At 62.6% G+C, this 15260-nt stretch carries 18 protein-coding genes; 6 read left to right on the top strand and 12 right to left on the bottom strand.

Annotated elements, in window-relative coordinates; genetic code table 11:
* A complete protein-coding gene (locus VNH11_20380) occupies positions 1-1434 on the top strand; it encodes a proton-conducting transporter membrane subunit (GenBank protein ID HVA48734.1) in 1434 nt (477 codons plus the stop codon).
* Here VNH11_20380 and pheS read toward each other — a convergent pair whose 3' ends face one another.
* The 4 genes from pheS to rpmI all read right to left on the bottom strand — a co-directional run bounded on the left by pheS (position 1435) and on the right by rpmI (position 3645).
* On the bottom strand, positions 1435-2469 hold the full coding sequence (gene pheS, locus VNH11_20375; protein ID HVA48733.1) for a phenylalanine--tRNA ligase subunit alpha: 1035 nt from the start codon (positions 2467-2469) through the stop codon (positions 1435-1437).
* Positions 2470-2706: 237 nt separating this feature from the next.
* Complete coding sequence (locus VNH11_20370; GenBank protein HVA48732.1) at positions 2707-2970, bottom strand: type II toxin-antitoxin system HicB family antitoxin; 264 nt, start codon at positions 2968-2970, stop codon at positions 2707-2709.
* Between the two features lie 75 nt (positions 2971-3045).
* Positions 3046-3405, bottom strand: coding sequence for a 50S ribosomal protein L20 (gene rplT / locus VNH11_20365; GenBank protein HVA48731.1), 360 nt, complete (start codon positions 3403-3405; stop codon positions 3046-3048).
* Between the two features lie 36 nt (positions 3406-3441).
* The gene (rpmI, locus tag VNH11_20360) at positions 3442-3645 is read right to left on the bottom strand and encodes a 50S ribosomal protein L35 (protein ID HVA48730.1); all 204 of its coding nucleotides are present in this window, start codon (positions 3643-3645) and stop codon (positions 3442-3444) included.
* A 505-nt stretch (positions 3646-4150) separates the two neighbouring features.
* Here rpmI and VNH11_20355 point away from each other — a divergent pair.
* The gene (locus VNH11_20355) at positions 4151-4393 is read left to right on the top strand and encodes a hypothetical protein (GenBank protein ID HVA48729.1); all 243 of its coding nucleotides are present in this window, start codon (positions 4151-4153) and stop codon (positions 4391-4393) included.
* Here VNH11_20355 and VNH11_20350 read toward each other — a convergent pair.
* From VNH11_20350 to VNH11_20340, 3 genes are all read right to left on the bottom strand, one after another.
* Positions 4390-4545 carry a hypothetical protein gene (locus tag VNH11_20350; protein HVA48728.1) on the bottom strand — a complete coding sequence of 52 codons (156 nt, stop codon included), beginning with the start codon at positions 4543-4545 and terminating at the stop codon, positions 4390-4392. The two genes, VNH11_20355 and VNH11_20350, sit on opposite strands and share 4 nt — an antisense overlap.
* Before the next feature lie 233 nt (positions 4546-4778).
* Entirely contained in the window at positions 4779-6077 is a 1299-nt protein-coding gene (mtaB, locus tag VNH11_20345) for a tRNA (N(6)-L-threonylcarbamoyladenosine(37)-C(2))-methylthiotransferase MtaB (protein HVA48727.1), read from the bottom strand.
* Positions 6078-6080: 3 nt separating this feature from the next.
* Positions 6081-6434, bottom strand: a complete 354-nt coding sequence (locus VNH11_20340) for an ATP-dependent Clp protease adaptor ClpS (GenBank protein ID HVA48726.1) — start codon at positions 6432-6434, stop codon at positions 6081-6083.
* A 94-nt stretch (positions 6435-6528) separates the two neighbouring features.
* On the opposite strand from VNH11_20340, the gene VNH11_20335 reads away from it, so the two are divergent.
* A complete protein-coding gene (locus VNH11_20335; GenBank protein ID HVA48725.1) occupies positions 6529-7917 on the top strand; it encodes a dipeptidase in 1389 nt (462 codons plus the stop codon).
* Between the two features lie 222 nt (positions 7918-8139).
* Here the strand turns inward: VNH11_20335 and VNH11_20330 are convergent, their stop codons facing one another.
* Complete coding sequence (locus VNH11_20330; GenBank protein HVA48724.1) at positions 8140-9264, bottom strand: DUF4062 domain-containing protein; 1125 nt, start codon at positions 9262-9264, stop codon at positions 8140-8142.
* 223 nt (positions 9265-9487) lie between these two features.
* Between VNH11_20330 and VNH11_20325 the strand changes: the two genes are divergently transcribed.
* A complete protein-coding gene (locus VNH11_20325) occupies positions 9488-9820 on the top strand; it encodes a M20/M25/M40 family metallo-hydrolase (protein HVA48723.1) in 333 nt (110 codons plus the stop codon).
* Positions 9821-9855: 35 nt separating this feature from the next.
* Here VNH11_20325 and VNH11_20320 read toward each other — a convergent pair whose 3' ends face one another.
* A complete protein-coding gene (locus VNH11_20320) occupies positions 9856-10959 on the bottom strand; it encodes a DSD1 family PLP-dependent enzyme (protein ID HVA48722.1) in 1104 nt (367 codons plus the stop codon).
* A gap of 364 nt (positions 10960-11323) precedes the next feature.
* The gene (locus VNH11_20315; protein HVA48721.1) at positions 11324-12214 is read right to left on the bottom strand and encodes a hypothetical protein; all 891 of its coding nucleotides are present in this window, start codon (positions 12212-12214) and stop codon (positions 11324-11326) included.
* Between the two features lie 98 nt (positions 12215-12312).
* On the opposite strand from VNH11_20315, the gene VNH11_20310 reads away from it, so the two are divergent.
* Positions 12313-12513: a type II toxin-antitoxin system HicA family toxin gene (locus VNH11_20310; GenBank protein ID HVA48720.1), complete on the top strand. Its 201-nt coding sequence runs from the start codon at positions 12313-12315 to the stop codon at positions 12511-12513.
* The gene (locus VNH11_20305; protein HVA48719.1) at positions 12510-12731 is read left to right on the top strand and encodes a hypothetical protein; all 222 of its coding nucleotides are present in this window, start codon (positions 12510-12512) and stop codon (positions 12729-12731) included. Before VNH11_20310 ends, VNH11_20305 begins: the two co-directional genes overlap by 4 nt.
* 225 nt (positions 12732-12956) lie before the next feature.
* Here VNH11_20305 and VNH11_20300 read toward each other — a convergent pair whose 3' ends face one another.
* Both VNH11_20300 and VNH11_20295 read right to left on the bottom strand, forming a co-directional pair.
* Positions 12957-14114, bottom strand: a complete 1158-nt coding sequence (locus VNH11_20300; GenBank protein HVA48718.1) for a hypothetical protein — start codon at positions 14112-14114, stop codon at positions 12957-12959.
* Between the two features lie 187 nt (positions 14115-14301).
* On the bottom strand, positions 14302-15246 hold the full coding sequence (locus VNH11_20295) for a hypothetical protein (protein ID HVA48717.1): 945 nt from the start codon (positions 15244-15246) through the stop codon (positions 14302-14304).
* Between the last annotated feature and the right edge of the window lie 14 nt (positions 15247-15260).

Raw genomic sequence — 15260 nt, 5'->3', positions numbered from 1 at the left:
ATGGCCGTTTGGCTGATTCTCTGTCCGCTCCTGGCCGCCGCGGTGGTGTTCGCCACACCGTCGAACCGTTGGCGGCCCTGGCTGGTGCCGCTGGCGGGGGCGATTCAACTTGGCCTGGTCGCCGCGGCGTTGGACCAGGGCGAGGTGTCGGCCTTCGGCGGCTGGCTGTCGCTCGACCCGCTGAGCAAGCTGTTTCTTGGATTCAACGCCCTTTTTTTCGTGCTCTGCTCGCTCTACGCGCCGCCCTATCTGGCCCTGAGGCAGGAGCGGCCGAACCGCGTGTTCTGCGCTTGCCTGCTGTTGGCGCAAGCGATGATGACGCTCATCGTGCTGTCGCATCATCTGGGCGTGATGTGGGTGGCCATGGAAGCCACGACCCTCGCGACCGCTCCCGGCATCTATTTCAATCACAACCGGCGGTCGTTGGAGGCGACGTGGAAATACCTGGTGATCTGCTCCGTGGGTATCGCCTTGGCGCTGCTCGGCTCGTTTTTTCTCGCCTACTCGTCGCTCCACGCCGGCCTGGAAGCGACGCTGCTGTTCGACGATCTCGTCCGCGAGGCCCCCCACCTCTCCTTGCCCTGGCTGCACGCCGCGTTCGTGCTGCTGTTCGTCGGCTATGGCACGAAGATGGGCCTGGCGCCGATGCATACCTGGAAGCCGGACGCCTACGGCGAGGCGCCGGGCCTTCTCGGCGCGCTGATGGCCGGCAGTTTGACCAGTTGCGCGTTTCTGGCCATTCTGCGGTTCTATCAGATCGCCGCCGTGGCGCATGACCTTCCTTTCGTGCAGCGGATCATGATGTTGATCGGAATGTTCTCGATGGCTCTGGGGGCGGTGTTCATGATCCGGCAGCGCGACGTGAAGCGGCTGCTGGCCTATTCGAGCGTGGAGCACATGGGCATTCTGGTGTTCGGCATCGGCGTGGGCGGCACGGCGGTGCTTGGCTCACTGCTGCACGTCGTCCACAATGGGTTGACCAAAGGTGTGCTCTTTCTCTCGGCCGCCAACATCCACCGCGCCTACGGCAGTAAATTCACCGACGATCTGCACGGCGTGTTGCGGCGGTTGCCGCTTTCCGGGGCGATGTTCCTGGCGGGCTTCTTTGCCATCACGGCGTCGCCGCCGTTCGCCCCGTTCGTCAGTGAGTTTCAGATTCTCTCGGCCACGTTTGTCACCGGACACTATTGGGCCGGAGGTCTGTTCGTGTTGCTGCTCTTCATGGTCTTTATCGGCATGGGAGTGACGGTGGTTTCGATGTCGTTTGGGTCGCCCTCCGCTGAGGCGGCGCCGGCCGGCTTCCAGGACAGCATCGGCACCGGTCTGCCGATCTTGTTGTGCATGGCGTTGGTGCTGCTGCTGGGTCTTTACAACCCGCCGCCGTTTGTCGCTCTGCTCAACGACGCGGTCCGCGCGCTCGAGCAGCCCGGCTGACTAGAATTGTTCGAGGAACCGCACATCATTGCGATAGAACTCGCGGATGTCGGTCACCTGATGGCGTCGGGCACAGACGCGCTCCACGCCCAGACCGAAGGCAAAACCGCTCACTTCCTCGGGATCGTAGCCGACCGCCCGCAGCACGTTCGGATCGACCATGCCGGCGCCGCCCATTTCGATCCAGCGGTCGTGCCAGCTCATGTCGACCTCCACGCTCGGCTCGGTGAAGGGAAAGAACGACGGCCGGAAGCGAATGTGGACGTCGCCGCCGAAGTAACTCATGGCGAACAGCCGCAACACGCTCTTCAAATCGGCCATGGTCACGTGACGATCGACCAACAGGCCCTCGATTTGATGGAACATGGGATAGTGCGTGGCGTCGGCGGTGTCGGGCCGGTAAACGCGGCCCAGCGAAATGATACGCACGGGCGGCCGTGTTTGTTCCATCACGCGGATTTGCACCGTGCTCGTCTGGCTGCGCAGCAGCATCGGCGGGGCCGAGCCACTCTTGCCGGCCGAGGTCTGCGCGGCGGCCAAATAGAAATTCTCCAGCGGATCGCGGGCCGGATGTTCGCCGGGGATGTTGAGTGCCTCGAAGTTGTGCCACTCGTCTTCGATCTCCGGGCCTTCGGCCACATTGAAGCCGAGCCGGCCCATGATCTGCTTCAGATCGTCGATCGTCTGCGTCAGCGGATGAAGGTGCCCCAAACGCGGGCGGCGGCCGGGCAAGGTCGGATCGAACTGAGCGGACGTGCCCGTGGAGACGGTCGCCTGCTCGGCGCGCCGGCGTGCGGCTTCGAACGCGGCTTCCACGGATTGCTTGACTTCGTTGAAGCGTTTGCCCGCGGCCGGCTTATCGGGCTTGTCGACGCCGCCCAGCCCCTTTTGTAGATCCTTCAACCGACCGCTTTTGGCACCGAGGTATTCCACGCGGGCGGCTTCCAGCGGTTCAGCGCTGCCGGCAGCATTGAATGCCGCCAGCGCGGCAGCTTCAAGTTGATCGAGTTCAAGCTTGAAATCGTCGAGCTTCACAGCCGCGCACCTCGTCACTTAAGAGCTTGCACAAATTGTTCGACCGAAATCTCCGCATCGCGGATAAGCGAACGGAGCGTACCCTTCTTTAGAGCCTTGTTGCCGTGGATCGGGACGGAGAGGACGTTCGGGAAACCGGGCTTCCTGAAGATGTGGTGCGACGAGCTGATTCGGTCCAAGGCAAAACCGAACTTCGCAAACGCCCGGCACGCCTCGGCGCCGGTTACCCGCGGTAACTCAGACATCGAGATCGATCCACAGGCACTGCTCCTGTTCCTCCGGTTCTCGGGGAGGAACTAGCCACGGGATTGCATCGCCGTGTTCGAGGTAGCTCTCGATCGCTCCGGCGTAAGCCTCTTTGATGTTTTGCACGGCTTCCTCGACGGTATCGCCTTCGCTAACGACACCCGCCAGATCGGCGGCGCGAACACAATAGCCACCGTCTTCCGGCGACACCAGAATACAGCAGCGGTGGGCAGTCTGTCGTGACGGTTCCAACATCGATCAACCGATTGGCCGAGCCTGGAAAATGCTATCTCCAGTATATCGTCCGAAACAAACCGGAGACAGCCGCCGTTAGCCTACGGCGAGTGCCTGCCGCACCTGGGCCACCACCACGTCGAAACCGGCCGGATCGGCGATGGCCATCTCCGAAAGCATCTTTCGATCGAGTTCCATCCCCGACTTGTTGAGGCCGTTGATAAACTCGCTGTAGCGCAGACCCCGCTCGCGGACGGCCGCGTTCAGGCGGATGATCCACAAGCGGCGGAAATCGCGCTTGCGAGCGCGACGGTCGCGGGTGGCATAGGCGCCGGCGCGGGCCAACGTCTCCTTGGCCGTTCGATAGAGTCGGCCGCGGCCACCGACGTAGCCCTTCACCTTGCGGAACAACCGCTTCTTGGCCTGTGTGCGGGCCGCGCCCTTCATGCTTCTCATGGCAGTCTGTCCTTTTTTGCTGGTCTTGCGCCGCGGTTAATAACTGTACTTGCCGAGCAGGGTCTGCACCCGCTTCGACTCGACCTCGGCGGCGGCGGTGGTGCCGCGCAAATTGCGGCGGCGTTTTTTCGACATGCCGGCCGCCAAGTGGCTGGTGCCCGCATGGCGGTGCATGGCTTTACCGTTCGCCGAGAGGCGAAACCGCTTCTTGGTGGCCTTGTGGGTCTTTTGCTTGGGCATCTGAAATCCGTCCGGGCAAAGGTTGGCGACTTCAAAGAATCACGTATTATAGGCCCCCGCCGGATTTGTGGAAGGGGGTTTGAGACGGGCGAGCGGCAGGCGTCAAGATGCCGGGTAAGGCACCTGGGTTTGGCGCCAGAAACGCAGCGACTGCCCGGCCCTAAAGCTTCGCCGAAGCCGGTATGCAGGTGCCGTACACCAACCCGAAGCGCTAGCGAGCAACATGGAAAAGGCGGCAAAACCTCGCTTGCGCTTCGGGTTAGTGTGAAATGGGAACGGGTTCGGCGAAGCTTTACGGCCGTACCGGCGCGTGCCGCTCGCCGCTGCCGGCGTTGCTGGACGAGCGTTTGGCAACGGCCGGATTCGCGGATTGACACCGACGCTACGGCCGCTCGCCCCCGTCTTCCGGCTGATGGCGCCAATGCCGATGGTGCCGCGGACTTGCCTCTCCCGCGTGCCCGCCGTGGTGCGATGCCGCCCCAGACGTATGGCCGCTCGCACGTGAATGGTGCTGGCCCGCGTGCGGCCCGCCGCGCTCGTAGCCCGCGTGGTGGTGCGTCCCGGCGTGTTGTCGCCAAGTGGCATGATGGTGGGCGTGGTGCGACGGTCCACGGTGGTGTTCCGATACCGCGTGGGCGTGCTGCCCGTCGCCGTGCGGTCCCGCGTGCTGCGGCGGACCAGCGTGATGATGCGGCGGCCCAGCGTCGTGGTGAGATGCGTGGTGCGCGTGATGGGCATGATGCTCTAGGCAATGGCCGTGATGTACGGCCGATGGTCGGGACCCATGATGCGCGTGGTGGCCGGCGTAATGCCGCCCGTCGTGAGTGGCCGTCCGATGGTGAGCATGGCCGCTGTGCTGATGCTGGTGATGTGAGAGCCCAGGCGACGGTTCGTCGCCATGTCCGTGCCGGCGAGAAGGCGGGGCTTCGTCGTGTCGCCGTTCTTCGCCGGCCCGCGCCGAAGTCGTTGAGATCAGCGCGGCGACGAGAGGTAAGGTCCATTTCCAATTAAAGACTCTGCGCATGGTTTTCATCCTTGGATGGTCGGCGCGGCAAGCGCGCGGTGGGCGTGACAATGCCTGTCGATGACAGGCGGCGTTCTATAAGCCCTAGTGGCTCACACGCCAGCGGACGTTACAGCGTGCTAACCGCTTCCAAGCGGCCGGCGGCGAACCGCGCCGCAACGGCGTCTTTGAATTTGCCGTAGCATTGCGGCGTGGCGGGAACCGCAACCGGCACGTAGCGGCAGGATGTGCCATAGGCCCAACCTGGCCGATCGGCCACGGGCGATTCCACCATCACCTGCAACCGCCGGCCGATGAGTCCTTCGGCATAGCGACGCGACAATTCTTCCTCCAGCTTCGCCAGTCGTTGTGCCCGTTCTTGTTTGACGTGCTTCGGCACCTGGTCGGGCATGTCGGCGGCCGGCGTCGGACGGCGCGAGCTGAACGGAAAGACGTGCAGTTTCGAAAAGCCCACCGTGTCAACCACCTGGCATGTCGCTTCGAAGTCGGCGTCGGTCTCGCCGGGAAAGCCCACGATCACGTCGGTCGTGAACGCCGGCCGATCGAGTTTTTCCTTCACCAGCCCGCATCGGTCGACAAACCGTTGGCTTCCCCACCGCCGCCGCATCCGCCGCAGCACGCGGTCGGAGCCGCTTTGCAGCGAGACGTGCAGGTGAGGGCAGATGCGCGTCGGATGGGACGCCATCACGTCGATCAGTTCCCGTGTCACTTCGGTGGCCTCGATGCTCGACAGCCGAATGCGAAATTCACCGTCCAGCCGCGCCAGCCGGTCGAGCAAGTGCGAAAGGCGCAGCCAGTCTGCCTTGGCCCGGCCCGCGTTGAAATCGACGCCGTAGTGACCCAGATGGATGCCCGTAAGGATCACCTCGCGATAGCCATTGTCGCGCAGCCGCCGCACTTCGTCGAGAATGAGTTCCGGCGGGCGGCTGGCCAACTGGGGGCGGACGTGCGGGATGATGCAGAAGCTGCACCGCAGCAGGCAGCCGTCCTGCACCTTCACGTAGGCCCGCTTGCGGCAATCGAACCGCGAGATGCCGGTCGGAACGTCGATCACGCCGAAGCGGCCCAGCAGGTCGGGCAACTCGCGCTTGTCGCGAACGACTTCCGCCACTCCGGGCAGGGCCGCCACTTCGTCGGGGGCGCGGGTGGCATAGCATCCCATGACCACGATGCGCGTGCCCGGATTGCGGACGGCGAGCTGACGAATGGTCTGGCGGCTTTTGGCGTCGCCTTCGGCCGTCACGGTGCAGGTATTCACGACGCAGAGGTCGGCCGTTTCGCCGTCGGCGGCTTCGCGGTAGCCCGCCAGCTCCAGACCCTCGCGCACGTACTGCGTTTCGTACTGGTTGACCTTGCAACCGAGCGTCGCCGTGCGAAACAGGGGCCGAGGAAGATCCACAATCGTCATCCTTCACGCTTCCACGGGTTCGATCGTCGACCACATCGAACCTAAGCAACCCTCGATGCCGTCGTCTTTGCCATAGGCGTGAATCTGGTCGCGCTTCAGCTCCGCGTGTTCCCTGGTGGTCGTGAGCACGATCACGCGGCCGCGGGTATCGACTTCCTTGGCCAGCTCGAAACCTTTCTCGAACGGGTGCCCAAACAGCTCTTTCAGCATCACAATGACATAGGCATAGCTGTGCTTGTCGTCGTCCCAAAGCACCACGTTGTAGCGTGGCTGACGCTTCGGCTTGCCGCGCGGTTGTTGTATTTTGGCGGGTGCGACTTCAATCTGGTCGGGCTCGGCAACGGCCGGTTCCGGCATGGCGGTCCCTCGATGTGCTCAAGCATGGTCGGATTCGCTGTGGAACATTATAGTGAATGCCCGTCGTGGGGCCAAACGATCAGGAGGAGCATCTATGCCCGACATCGACGACTATCTGAACCAGCACGCGGCCGACTTCGAGGAAGAGCTGTGCGAGTTGCTGCGCATTCCGAGCGTCAGCGCCGACAGCCGCCATCGGGCCGACGTGCGACGGGCGGCCGAATGGGTGGCGGCCCAGCTCCGCGGGCTGGAGATGAAGGTCGAGCTGTGCGAGACCCCCGGACATCCGATCGTGTACGCCGAGTGGCTTGGCGCACCGGGCGCACCGACGGCGCTGGTTTACGGCCACTACGACGTTCAGCCGCCGGATCCGCTCCATGAATGGCACTCTCCGCCGTTCGAGCCGACCCGCCGCGACGGCAACCTTTATGCCCGTGGCGCCACCGACGATAAGGGTCAGATGTTCACGCACGTCAAAAGCGCCGAGGCGTGGATGCGCACGGCCGGCCGCCTGCCGGTGAACGTCAAATTCTTGATCGAGGGCGAAGAAGAAGTCGGCAGCGAGCATTTGGACAACTTCATCGCCGCCCATCGGCAGCGGCTGGCCTGCGACGTGGTGGTCATCAGCGACACCAGCCAATTCGCGCCCGACCAGCCGGCCATCACCTACGGACTGCGAGGCATCGCCTATTTCGAGCTGCGGCTCACCGGCCCGAAGCAGGACTTGCACTCCGGCACGTTCGGCGGCGGAGTGATGAATCCCGCCAATGCACTGACCCAGATGCTCGCGGTTCTCATCAATCGCGACGGGCAGATCCAGGTGCCCGGCTTCTACGACGACGTGGAACCGCTGACCGAGGCCGAGCGGCGGCAGTTCGCGGCCCTCAATTTCGACGACCGGGAGTTCTGCGACGAGCTGGGCATTGCAACGACGGCGGGCGAGAAGGGTTATTCGACGCTCGAGCGGCGCTCGGCGCGGCCGACGTTCGATATCAACGGCCTGTTCAGCGGCTATCAAGGCGAAGGCTCGAAGACCGTGTTGCCCGCCAGGGCCGGCGCCAAGTTCAGCTTCCGCCTGGTTCCGCGGCAGGATCCCAAGAAGATCCACGCCGCACTGGAGACAATGCTCACGCGGTTGTGCCCGCCGGGCATCAAGATGGAGCTGATGGCCTATGACGGCGCGCCGGGCGTCGTTGTGTCATTCGAGAGTCCGTACATTCGCGCGGCGGCGAAGGCAATCGAACATGGTTTCGGCCGGTCGCCGGTTTACATCCGCGAGGGCGGCTCGATTCCGGTAGTCTCCACGTTCCGCGAGCAGTTGGGCGTCGACACACTGCTGCTCGGCTGGGGACTCAACGACGACAACACGCACAGCCCGAACGAGAAATTTCGCTTGCTCGATTTTCACCGCGGAATCAAGGCCAGCGCGTATCTGTGGGAAGAATTGAGTCGGATAGGGCCGGATTGTGATCCGCGTCGATGAATGCCTGCGCCAGATTAATCCGTTCGGTGCCGAAGCGTGCCGCGATGGGCCGACGCGCTCAACCGCGTACCGGCCGGAAATGTGGCCAGTGACGTCGATTTTTCCGCCGTACGACGAATCGGTGGTCGATGGCCGCGCCGTCAGTTCGGCGAGTATAACGCCCGATGGAAGGACGCAAGTCGTACGGTCTGGCTGCCGCGCCAGGAGCTACGGCGGGCGAATTCAGCGGCGACTACCGCGATCGGTTCCTCGGTGTGACTGTTTTGCATCTTTAACAGACTTCGCAAGATCATTAGCTAATGACCAACACTCCTGAAAAAGACGCAGGAAAATTTGTGCAACGTCTCTGGAATGAACGTACAGAAATGTTGGTACCTCATGGCGCGCGTCCACATGCGATAAAATGACCTTGGAATCATCGCCGATCATGAAGTCCAGAATTGAGATGCGCGAAAGGTCGATATCAAGTATTTTTGCCTCATAGCCGCCTTTCTGCTGAAGCTTTTGTTTAGCATCGCTTATCAGTTCGGACCGTTGCTCCGACTTGCTAAACAGCTCTCGATAAGACCTCCCTTTCCGAATCGCTTCACTCACGGCACGGCGATATTCCTGCCGCGCAGCGAGAGCGAACTCGTCTAAGGGGCGAGTGTACTGACCCCACGATGTGTCACGGATTTGCTGCGAGCTTTTGACGAGATCGATGCACGACCGATACAAATCAGCGCGATTGGGGATCGCCTTCGTAAAAAACTCCTGTCGAAGATCAGAATTCTCTTTACTTAATCGCGCAATCTCGTCAGCCAGCGCTGATATATTTGCTCGTTCCGTAGGCCTGACCCAGCCGACCAAGTCCTCTCTGCGGGAAAAATGGCCGAGCGTTTCGCCAACAATGATTTTGATATCCTTTGCATCACTCCAAAACCTTACGGTCTTACCGGTGACTATTTCGCGAAAGTGTTGCAATGCACTTGGATTCCCCAATTCGAGCACGGCTCGCCCTCTCTCCATAGTGCGGTGCTCGAGGGCGTCATCTTTGATGACGCATGAAAAGAGCGGCTTGTTCGTTTGGAGCGCGTATTCGAATTCGAGTTGCGAGTAGCTTTTTCCGGTCTCTGGCTCGATGCTCCCGTATCTACCTCCGAAAATAAGAAGATAGACGTCCGATTCATCGATCCATTCCTTGATGACTTGCAGTTGTGAGGCATCGCAAGACGGGAATAACTCCATCCCTGCGGGAATATGGCCCGCCGCTAAGATGGCTTCAACGGCCGCTTGTCGTTCCTCGATCAAGTCGTGGTACGTCGATGATACAAAAACCTGTAGACGCCTGCGGATAAAGTTGGTCATGGTGCCACATCTGAGAGAATAGGGAATGAAATCACTGCCAGCCGGAACGCGATACAGATAATTCAGCGAAGCGCCGCGCAGCTGTCAAGCCCGTCGCCCGTCTCCTTGTTCCTTTGAGCACTCGGCCGCGCTGGGCAGCCACCAGATTCGGCCCCGCCGCTCCCGTGTTCGTCCCGCGGCGCGTGCGACTGAGCGGCTGTGCCCGCCGGGCATCAAGATGGAGATGATGGCTTATCACGGCGCACCGGGCGTGGTGGTGCCGCTGAATAGTCCTTTCATTCAGGCGGCGGCCAAGGCCATCGAGCACGGCTTTGGCCGGGCGCCGGTTTACATCCGCGAAGGCGGTTCGATTCCGGTGGTCTCGACCTTCCGCCAGCCATTGGGCGTCGACACGCTGCTCTTGGGCTGGGGGTTGAACGACGACAACACGCACAGTCCGAACGAGAAGTTTCGCTTGCTCGATTTTCACCGCGGCATCAAGGCCAGCGCGTATCTGTGGGAAGAGCTTAGTCGTGGGGCGGCCTTCCCAGGCAGTCTCGACCGAGCGACGGCCTAGGAAGGCCGCCCCACGGAGACCTCTCGGACAGCCTCTCAGGTCAGTTTTCCCCGGCCCTCGATCGGCCAAATAGCGGCCAATTTGCCGCCGCGGAAACAGTAGTACTGATTGTGGAGTACCGTCGTCAGGTCGGCATAGCCGGGCACGAGCTCCAAACGGTCGCCGATGCGCAGGTTCTGCGCCGACGGCGCAAGCTCCAGTTGGCCGTGCTCCGCCGACAGCCGGCCCACCTGCACGTCGTCGCGCCCGACCACAAACGGCGGCTGGAAGTCGCCGTGCAGCGTTTTGCGGCCCGCGTCGATGATGGCCCGTTCCGGCGCCGGACGGCTGACGATCGTGGTCACGATCGTCAACGCGAAGCCCAGGTCGGGCACTTGGCACTTGTGCCGATAAAAGGCGTCCATGAAAATCGCGCCACCCGCTTGTAGCTCGGTGACGCCCGGCTGGCGCGCGGCGTAAAGATAAGAGCCGGTGCCGGCGCACGACACGATCGGGCAAGCGACGCCGGCCGCCTCCAGTGCCGCCTTGGTTTCGACAAGAGTCCCCAGCGCCTGGCGGATTTGCTCGGCCTTTTGGTCGGCGTCGGCCACGGTAAGCAGATGTCCTTCGTAACCCATGATGCCGGCGAAATTGATGCCCGGCAGCTCGACGAGTTGTTTTGCCAACTGCACGGTCGGTGCTCCCGGCAAGACGCCGACGCGCCGCAAGCCGATGTCGACTTCCACGATCGCCCTCACTTGCAGCCCGGCTTCGCTCATGGCCCGGCCGATCGGCAGGGCCTGGTCGATGTGGTCGATGCACACGATCGGATCGGCGGTGCGTCGCAGCTCGACCAGGCGACGGACCTTGTGCGGCCCGACGACCAGATTGGCGATGAGGATATCGCGCACGCCTCCGGCCGCCATGACTTCCGCCTCGGCCAGCTTGGCGCAGGTGACCCCCAGGGCGCCCGCCGCGATTTCAGCCTGGGCAATCGCCGCGACCTTATGCCCCTTGGAGTGCGGCCGCCAGGCCACGCCGTGCTCTCGGCAGGTGGCGGCGACGTGGCGGATGTTCGACTCCATGACGTCGAGGTCGAGGCAGAGGGCCGGCGTGTCGAGATCGGACTTGGTCGAGCCGAGGGGCGGTGTGGTTTCCATGAGGAGCAAGTTTACGCCCGGCCGGCATTGTGCGTAAGGCACTAGACAAGGAGAGGCGACACGCGTGTCGCGTCAAATACGCAATGTTCCATTGCAAAAGCGACAGGCGCGCGTCGCTTTTGTTTGCGCACCGCTTTGCGCGTTCGCAGTAAGTTACATTGCTCTATAGAGTTGCGATAATCTCAAAATGAGACTTGGGTGACAGTTGAACTTTGGGTACTGGCCACCACCGTTCGCGGCTGGAAATGATCGCTGCTGTGAGCCGGCTTCAGCCGGGCTTCCCAGTGGCCATCTGGAGGTGTTCCTATCTTTTCGGTTTCCGGCTGTCTGGCTTCTCCGCGGAGCGACCATTCGATCGTGAATATCAACTTCCTGCCGGCAGCGAGAACAGCCAATAATCGTCGGTCGGATTACCGACAATGCCGGGAGCGCCGGACCGCATCCAGATGTCCTTGCCGTCGACCTCTACGTGCAGGTCGGCGCTCGTCGTGGGAAACAGGCTGTAGTGCCAGCGCGACTCGTCCACGGTCGTCCCTAGCGCTTCGACCAGCAGAATGGCTTCGGGATTGGTGCCGTGGGCGAAAATGAAAATGGCCCCGTCTTGAATGCCGCCGTCAGCGTCGTCGTAGCGACGCACCGGCTGCGCGAGCGTGCGCAGCTCGGTGCGTAAGTGATCGGCGTCGCCCGACTCGTGGGCCGTGAAACGCCGCGCGAGCGAGCGGAGCTGCCGCAGGCGGCCTGGCCGGTTCGCCACGGGCGGCTCCGCGCCGGCGAGCGCGGTTCTGGCTATTTTGCCGTCCGGCGGCTGCCAGCGTCGGCCATCCGGAGGTTCGAGCAACAAGGGACGATCGCCGACGCGGATAAACGACTGATACCAGACGCCCGGACTGTCGGAAAGCTGCCAAAGTTCCATCAAGGCGTCGGGGCGGCCGTTTGAGCCGAAGCCCCACAGCGTGCCGTGGCTGTTGCCGCGGGCGGCGTCGCCGAACGCCAGCAAGGGATCTTCGAGGAGCTCCACCGCGTCGCCCGACTCGCCGAGACGCATCTTCAGACGCTGCACGTGTTGCCTCGCCGTGCGAAGCTGCTCTTTTTCGGCGGATGATGGCTCGTTGGCAGGCGGCGATTGAGCAGCGCCGTCGGCAGTGCGCGCGGTGGCTTTCTCTTGAGCCGCCACAGGCGACTCAACCCTGGAAAGCCATCCGCTCAGCCACAATACTGCCATTCCGACGATCACGATTCGCAAGGCGCTGGTCACGGTTTTGCTCCTGTTTGCTGACGAACGGGCTTCACTCTTTCAGTTTTACAAAAGGACGGCGGCGGGGGTATATTGATTCTAGTAAATTGACATACGATATGCCGCGCAAAATCAGGGAATTAATGAAGGATCTGAGCGACGCTGGTTTCTACGAGATCGCGGGCGGAGGCAAAGGATCGCATCGAAAATTTACGCACGTTCGATACGCCGGCGCCGTGACGCTAAGCGGTCGGCCTAACGACGACGCAAAACCCTATCAGGAAAAACAGGTAAAGAAAGCCGTCGAGGCAGTGACGTGAAAGAGAGTGACGCCTTCCACAAGTGGGTCGAGTGGAGCGATGAAGACGGTGTCTATATAGGTCAATGCCCTGACCTGATTTCGGGCATCCATGGCGACGATCCGGTACGTCTTTACGCCGAACTGTGCGAAGTTGTCGACGACGTGATCCGGCACTTTAAGTCCGAAGCAAAACCCCTTCCCGTTCCTACCGTCCGTCCGATGCGCGAGCTTCTGTAGCAGTAGACCGTAGTTTTGTTCCGCCACGACGGGGCTTGCCCCCGTCGAGCGCTGACTGGCAGGCTAGGATGTCAGTCATCGCTCTACCGGGACGAGCCCGGTAGTGGCGGAGGATTAAATCTGGCATCAACCCTGACGACGTTTCCATGCGTTAAATACGTTCTTTTGCGCAGGCCATGCCCACCGTACACGTTCGCTACCCCAATGCTTAGCATTGATAAAGCATCAGTAGTCCGGCGCCACGGCGAACTGTGGAATGGTTCCGCGGGTGCAGTTGACCATCCGGCCTGACGCACGGTTGTCGATGCACCTCAATTCATAATTGAATGGCCCCGCCCACTCTGGCGTCCAAGACCAGCGAACGATGCCCTGGCTGTCCGGCGCGCGAGGCGGCAGCCCGCGGGTGGCTTCCGTAAGCGGAAAAACCTTCAACTCGCAGACGGTCCCCGCGGGAGCGCGCGCTGTGATGACCAACGGCCTGCCCAAAAGCGCGGGAGTCGCCACGCCGATCACGGTGGCCGATGGCCCGGCCGTGCAGGGAACGCCGTCGACCAACTCCCACGTGCCCTCAATGTAACGCTTGGCGGGCGCGGGGGCCTGCGGAAGCTGCGCTTCACGCTCCACCTCAGCGTAGGCGTATTGGTAGATGAACCCCTGGTTGTCCTCGTTGGTTGTGTACGCCCAAACGGCCCAGCGCCGCAGGCCGTTTCGTTCGATCGGCGCGACGATGCGATATTCGTTCTGTCCCGGCGCCTTGAAAGAAAGCGCCGAAACGGTTGCCCCTTGTTGTTCCGAGACGACGGGCCCGGCAAGCAGCTCGATCTCGCCCGAACGGAAAGACTCTTCGAACCGGGCCAGGAAGGCGCGCTGGTGTTCGCTTTCCTGCGCACCTCGGTCGGTGAGGTAATGGCCGTTCCAAGCGAGCACCAGGCCGACGGCCGCCATCGCCAGGAAAAACTCTCGCAGAGAAAACTGCCAGCGGACGCCGTCAGGAACGTCGGTCGCCTGTCCGCGGGCAGCGAGGCGAGCAAAGCCGCGAGCGAGTTCGCCCGCCACGATGCCCGCCAGACAGGCGCACAATAATGGAGCGAGCACTGTCGCCGACAAGCAGCATAGCTCAATGATATCCACGGGGAGCGATAACGCGCCCCTCTGGGTAAGGCCCTGGACGTAACGGGCGAAGTCGCAACTCAGCCGCTCGCTGGCCGGGCAAGCTGGCAGAAAGAGTCCCACCGCTACGGTAAAACCGAACCACCACACACGACGCTCGCGATCGCTTGCCGGAACGGCGCGCCACAACCCCACCGCGAGAGCGGGAACGAGCAGCACGCTGCCCAGCCCGAAGAAGGAGTTAGCGCAGACGGCGGCAAGCGGAAGAGACACCACGGCCGCGACTATCGCGCCGAAAAATGTCGCCCCTGTGCGACCGCCATGCGCCATTTGAGTTCGCTCGGGAGGTGGATCGAACGACATTGGGTCAGCCCATCATTATGCTCGACGCCTCACGCGGCGGCAACCCTGGCTTTGGCCCTCGGTGGAGAGCAGTTTCCTTGACACTCGCAGTCCCGCCCTACCTCGCCTGCTCGTACAGCCGGGCAAGCTCCAACAGCAACGGCTCGAGCTGGCCGTAATAGTCGTCCTCCGGCAGCTTGCCCTTCTGCTCTCGAAGCCGGGCAATGGCCGCCTCGATCTCATCGCGTCGCCGGCGGACCTCGATGGGCAACCGCTGCTCGTTGCCGCTGCGGACGAGCTGCAATTGGCCGGCACGTAGCCCGTCGAGTGCGGCGCCGTCCTTGGCGGCCTTGGTGGCGCGCAGGCCGTGAAACCAGTCGGCCGGCGTGCCGAGCCGGTCGCCGTTGTCGTCGACCAGCGCGTGCTCGGTGGCCAGGCGTGCGTCGGAGTCGTAAAACTCCTTCACGCCCGCAGTCGCCGACAAAAATGCCTCCAAGAGCGAGGTCTGCTCGTCTTTATCCAGATCGGCCTTGGGATCGGCAATGGCCGCCGACAAGTAATCGCCAAACCGGGCGAAATTGTGCTCGAAGCCGCTCTTGGTGGCCGTCACCAGCACGCGGTTGGGTCCGGAGAGTTCGTTGATGAACGGTCCACTGGCCGACGCGCAGTTGATCACCGCCAAGGGACGCTCGCTGGCCGCCAGCCAGGCGGCCAGCTCGCCTGCGGCCACATCGGGTCCGCGCAGGTTGAATCTGGCCGTCTTGCCATCGAACGTGCCGTGTCCGATGAACACCAGCCAGAGCGCTTCGGCGCTTTTGACGGCCGCGGCTTCTTGCACCTGGCGCCGCAGCAGGTCGTGGTCGCTCGTTTCGCCCGGTGCGTCGAGGCCGATGGCGGTAAAGCGAGCGTTGCCGCGCTGGGCGGCCGTCTGCCACCGCTGGGCCCACTGGCGGAATTGTTTGCCGTAGTCTTCTGTCCCTTCGGCCCCCACGACCACCAGCACCATCGGCCGATCGTCGGCCGGCGCCACGCAGAGCGATAAAAAGACGAGAAGGCACATCATCGGTTCAACATCGT

The sequence above is a fragment of the Pirellulales bacterium genome, from assembly GCA_035533075.1.
In the GTDB taxonomy this organism is placed as follows: domain Bacteria; phylum Planctomycetota; class Planctomycetia; order Pirellulales; family JAICIG01; genus DASSFG01.
Note: the sequence above shows the minus strand (reverse complement) of the source record. Positions and strands in the feature narration are given on the sequence as shown.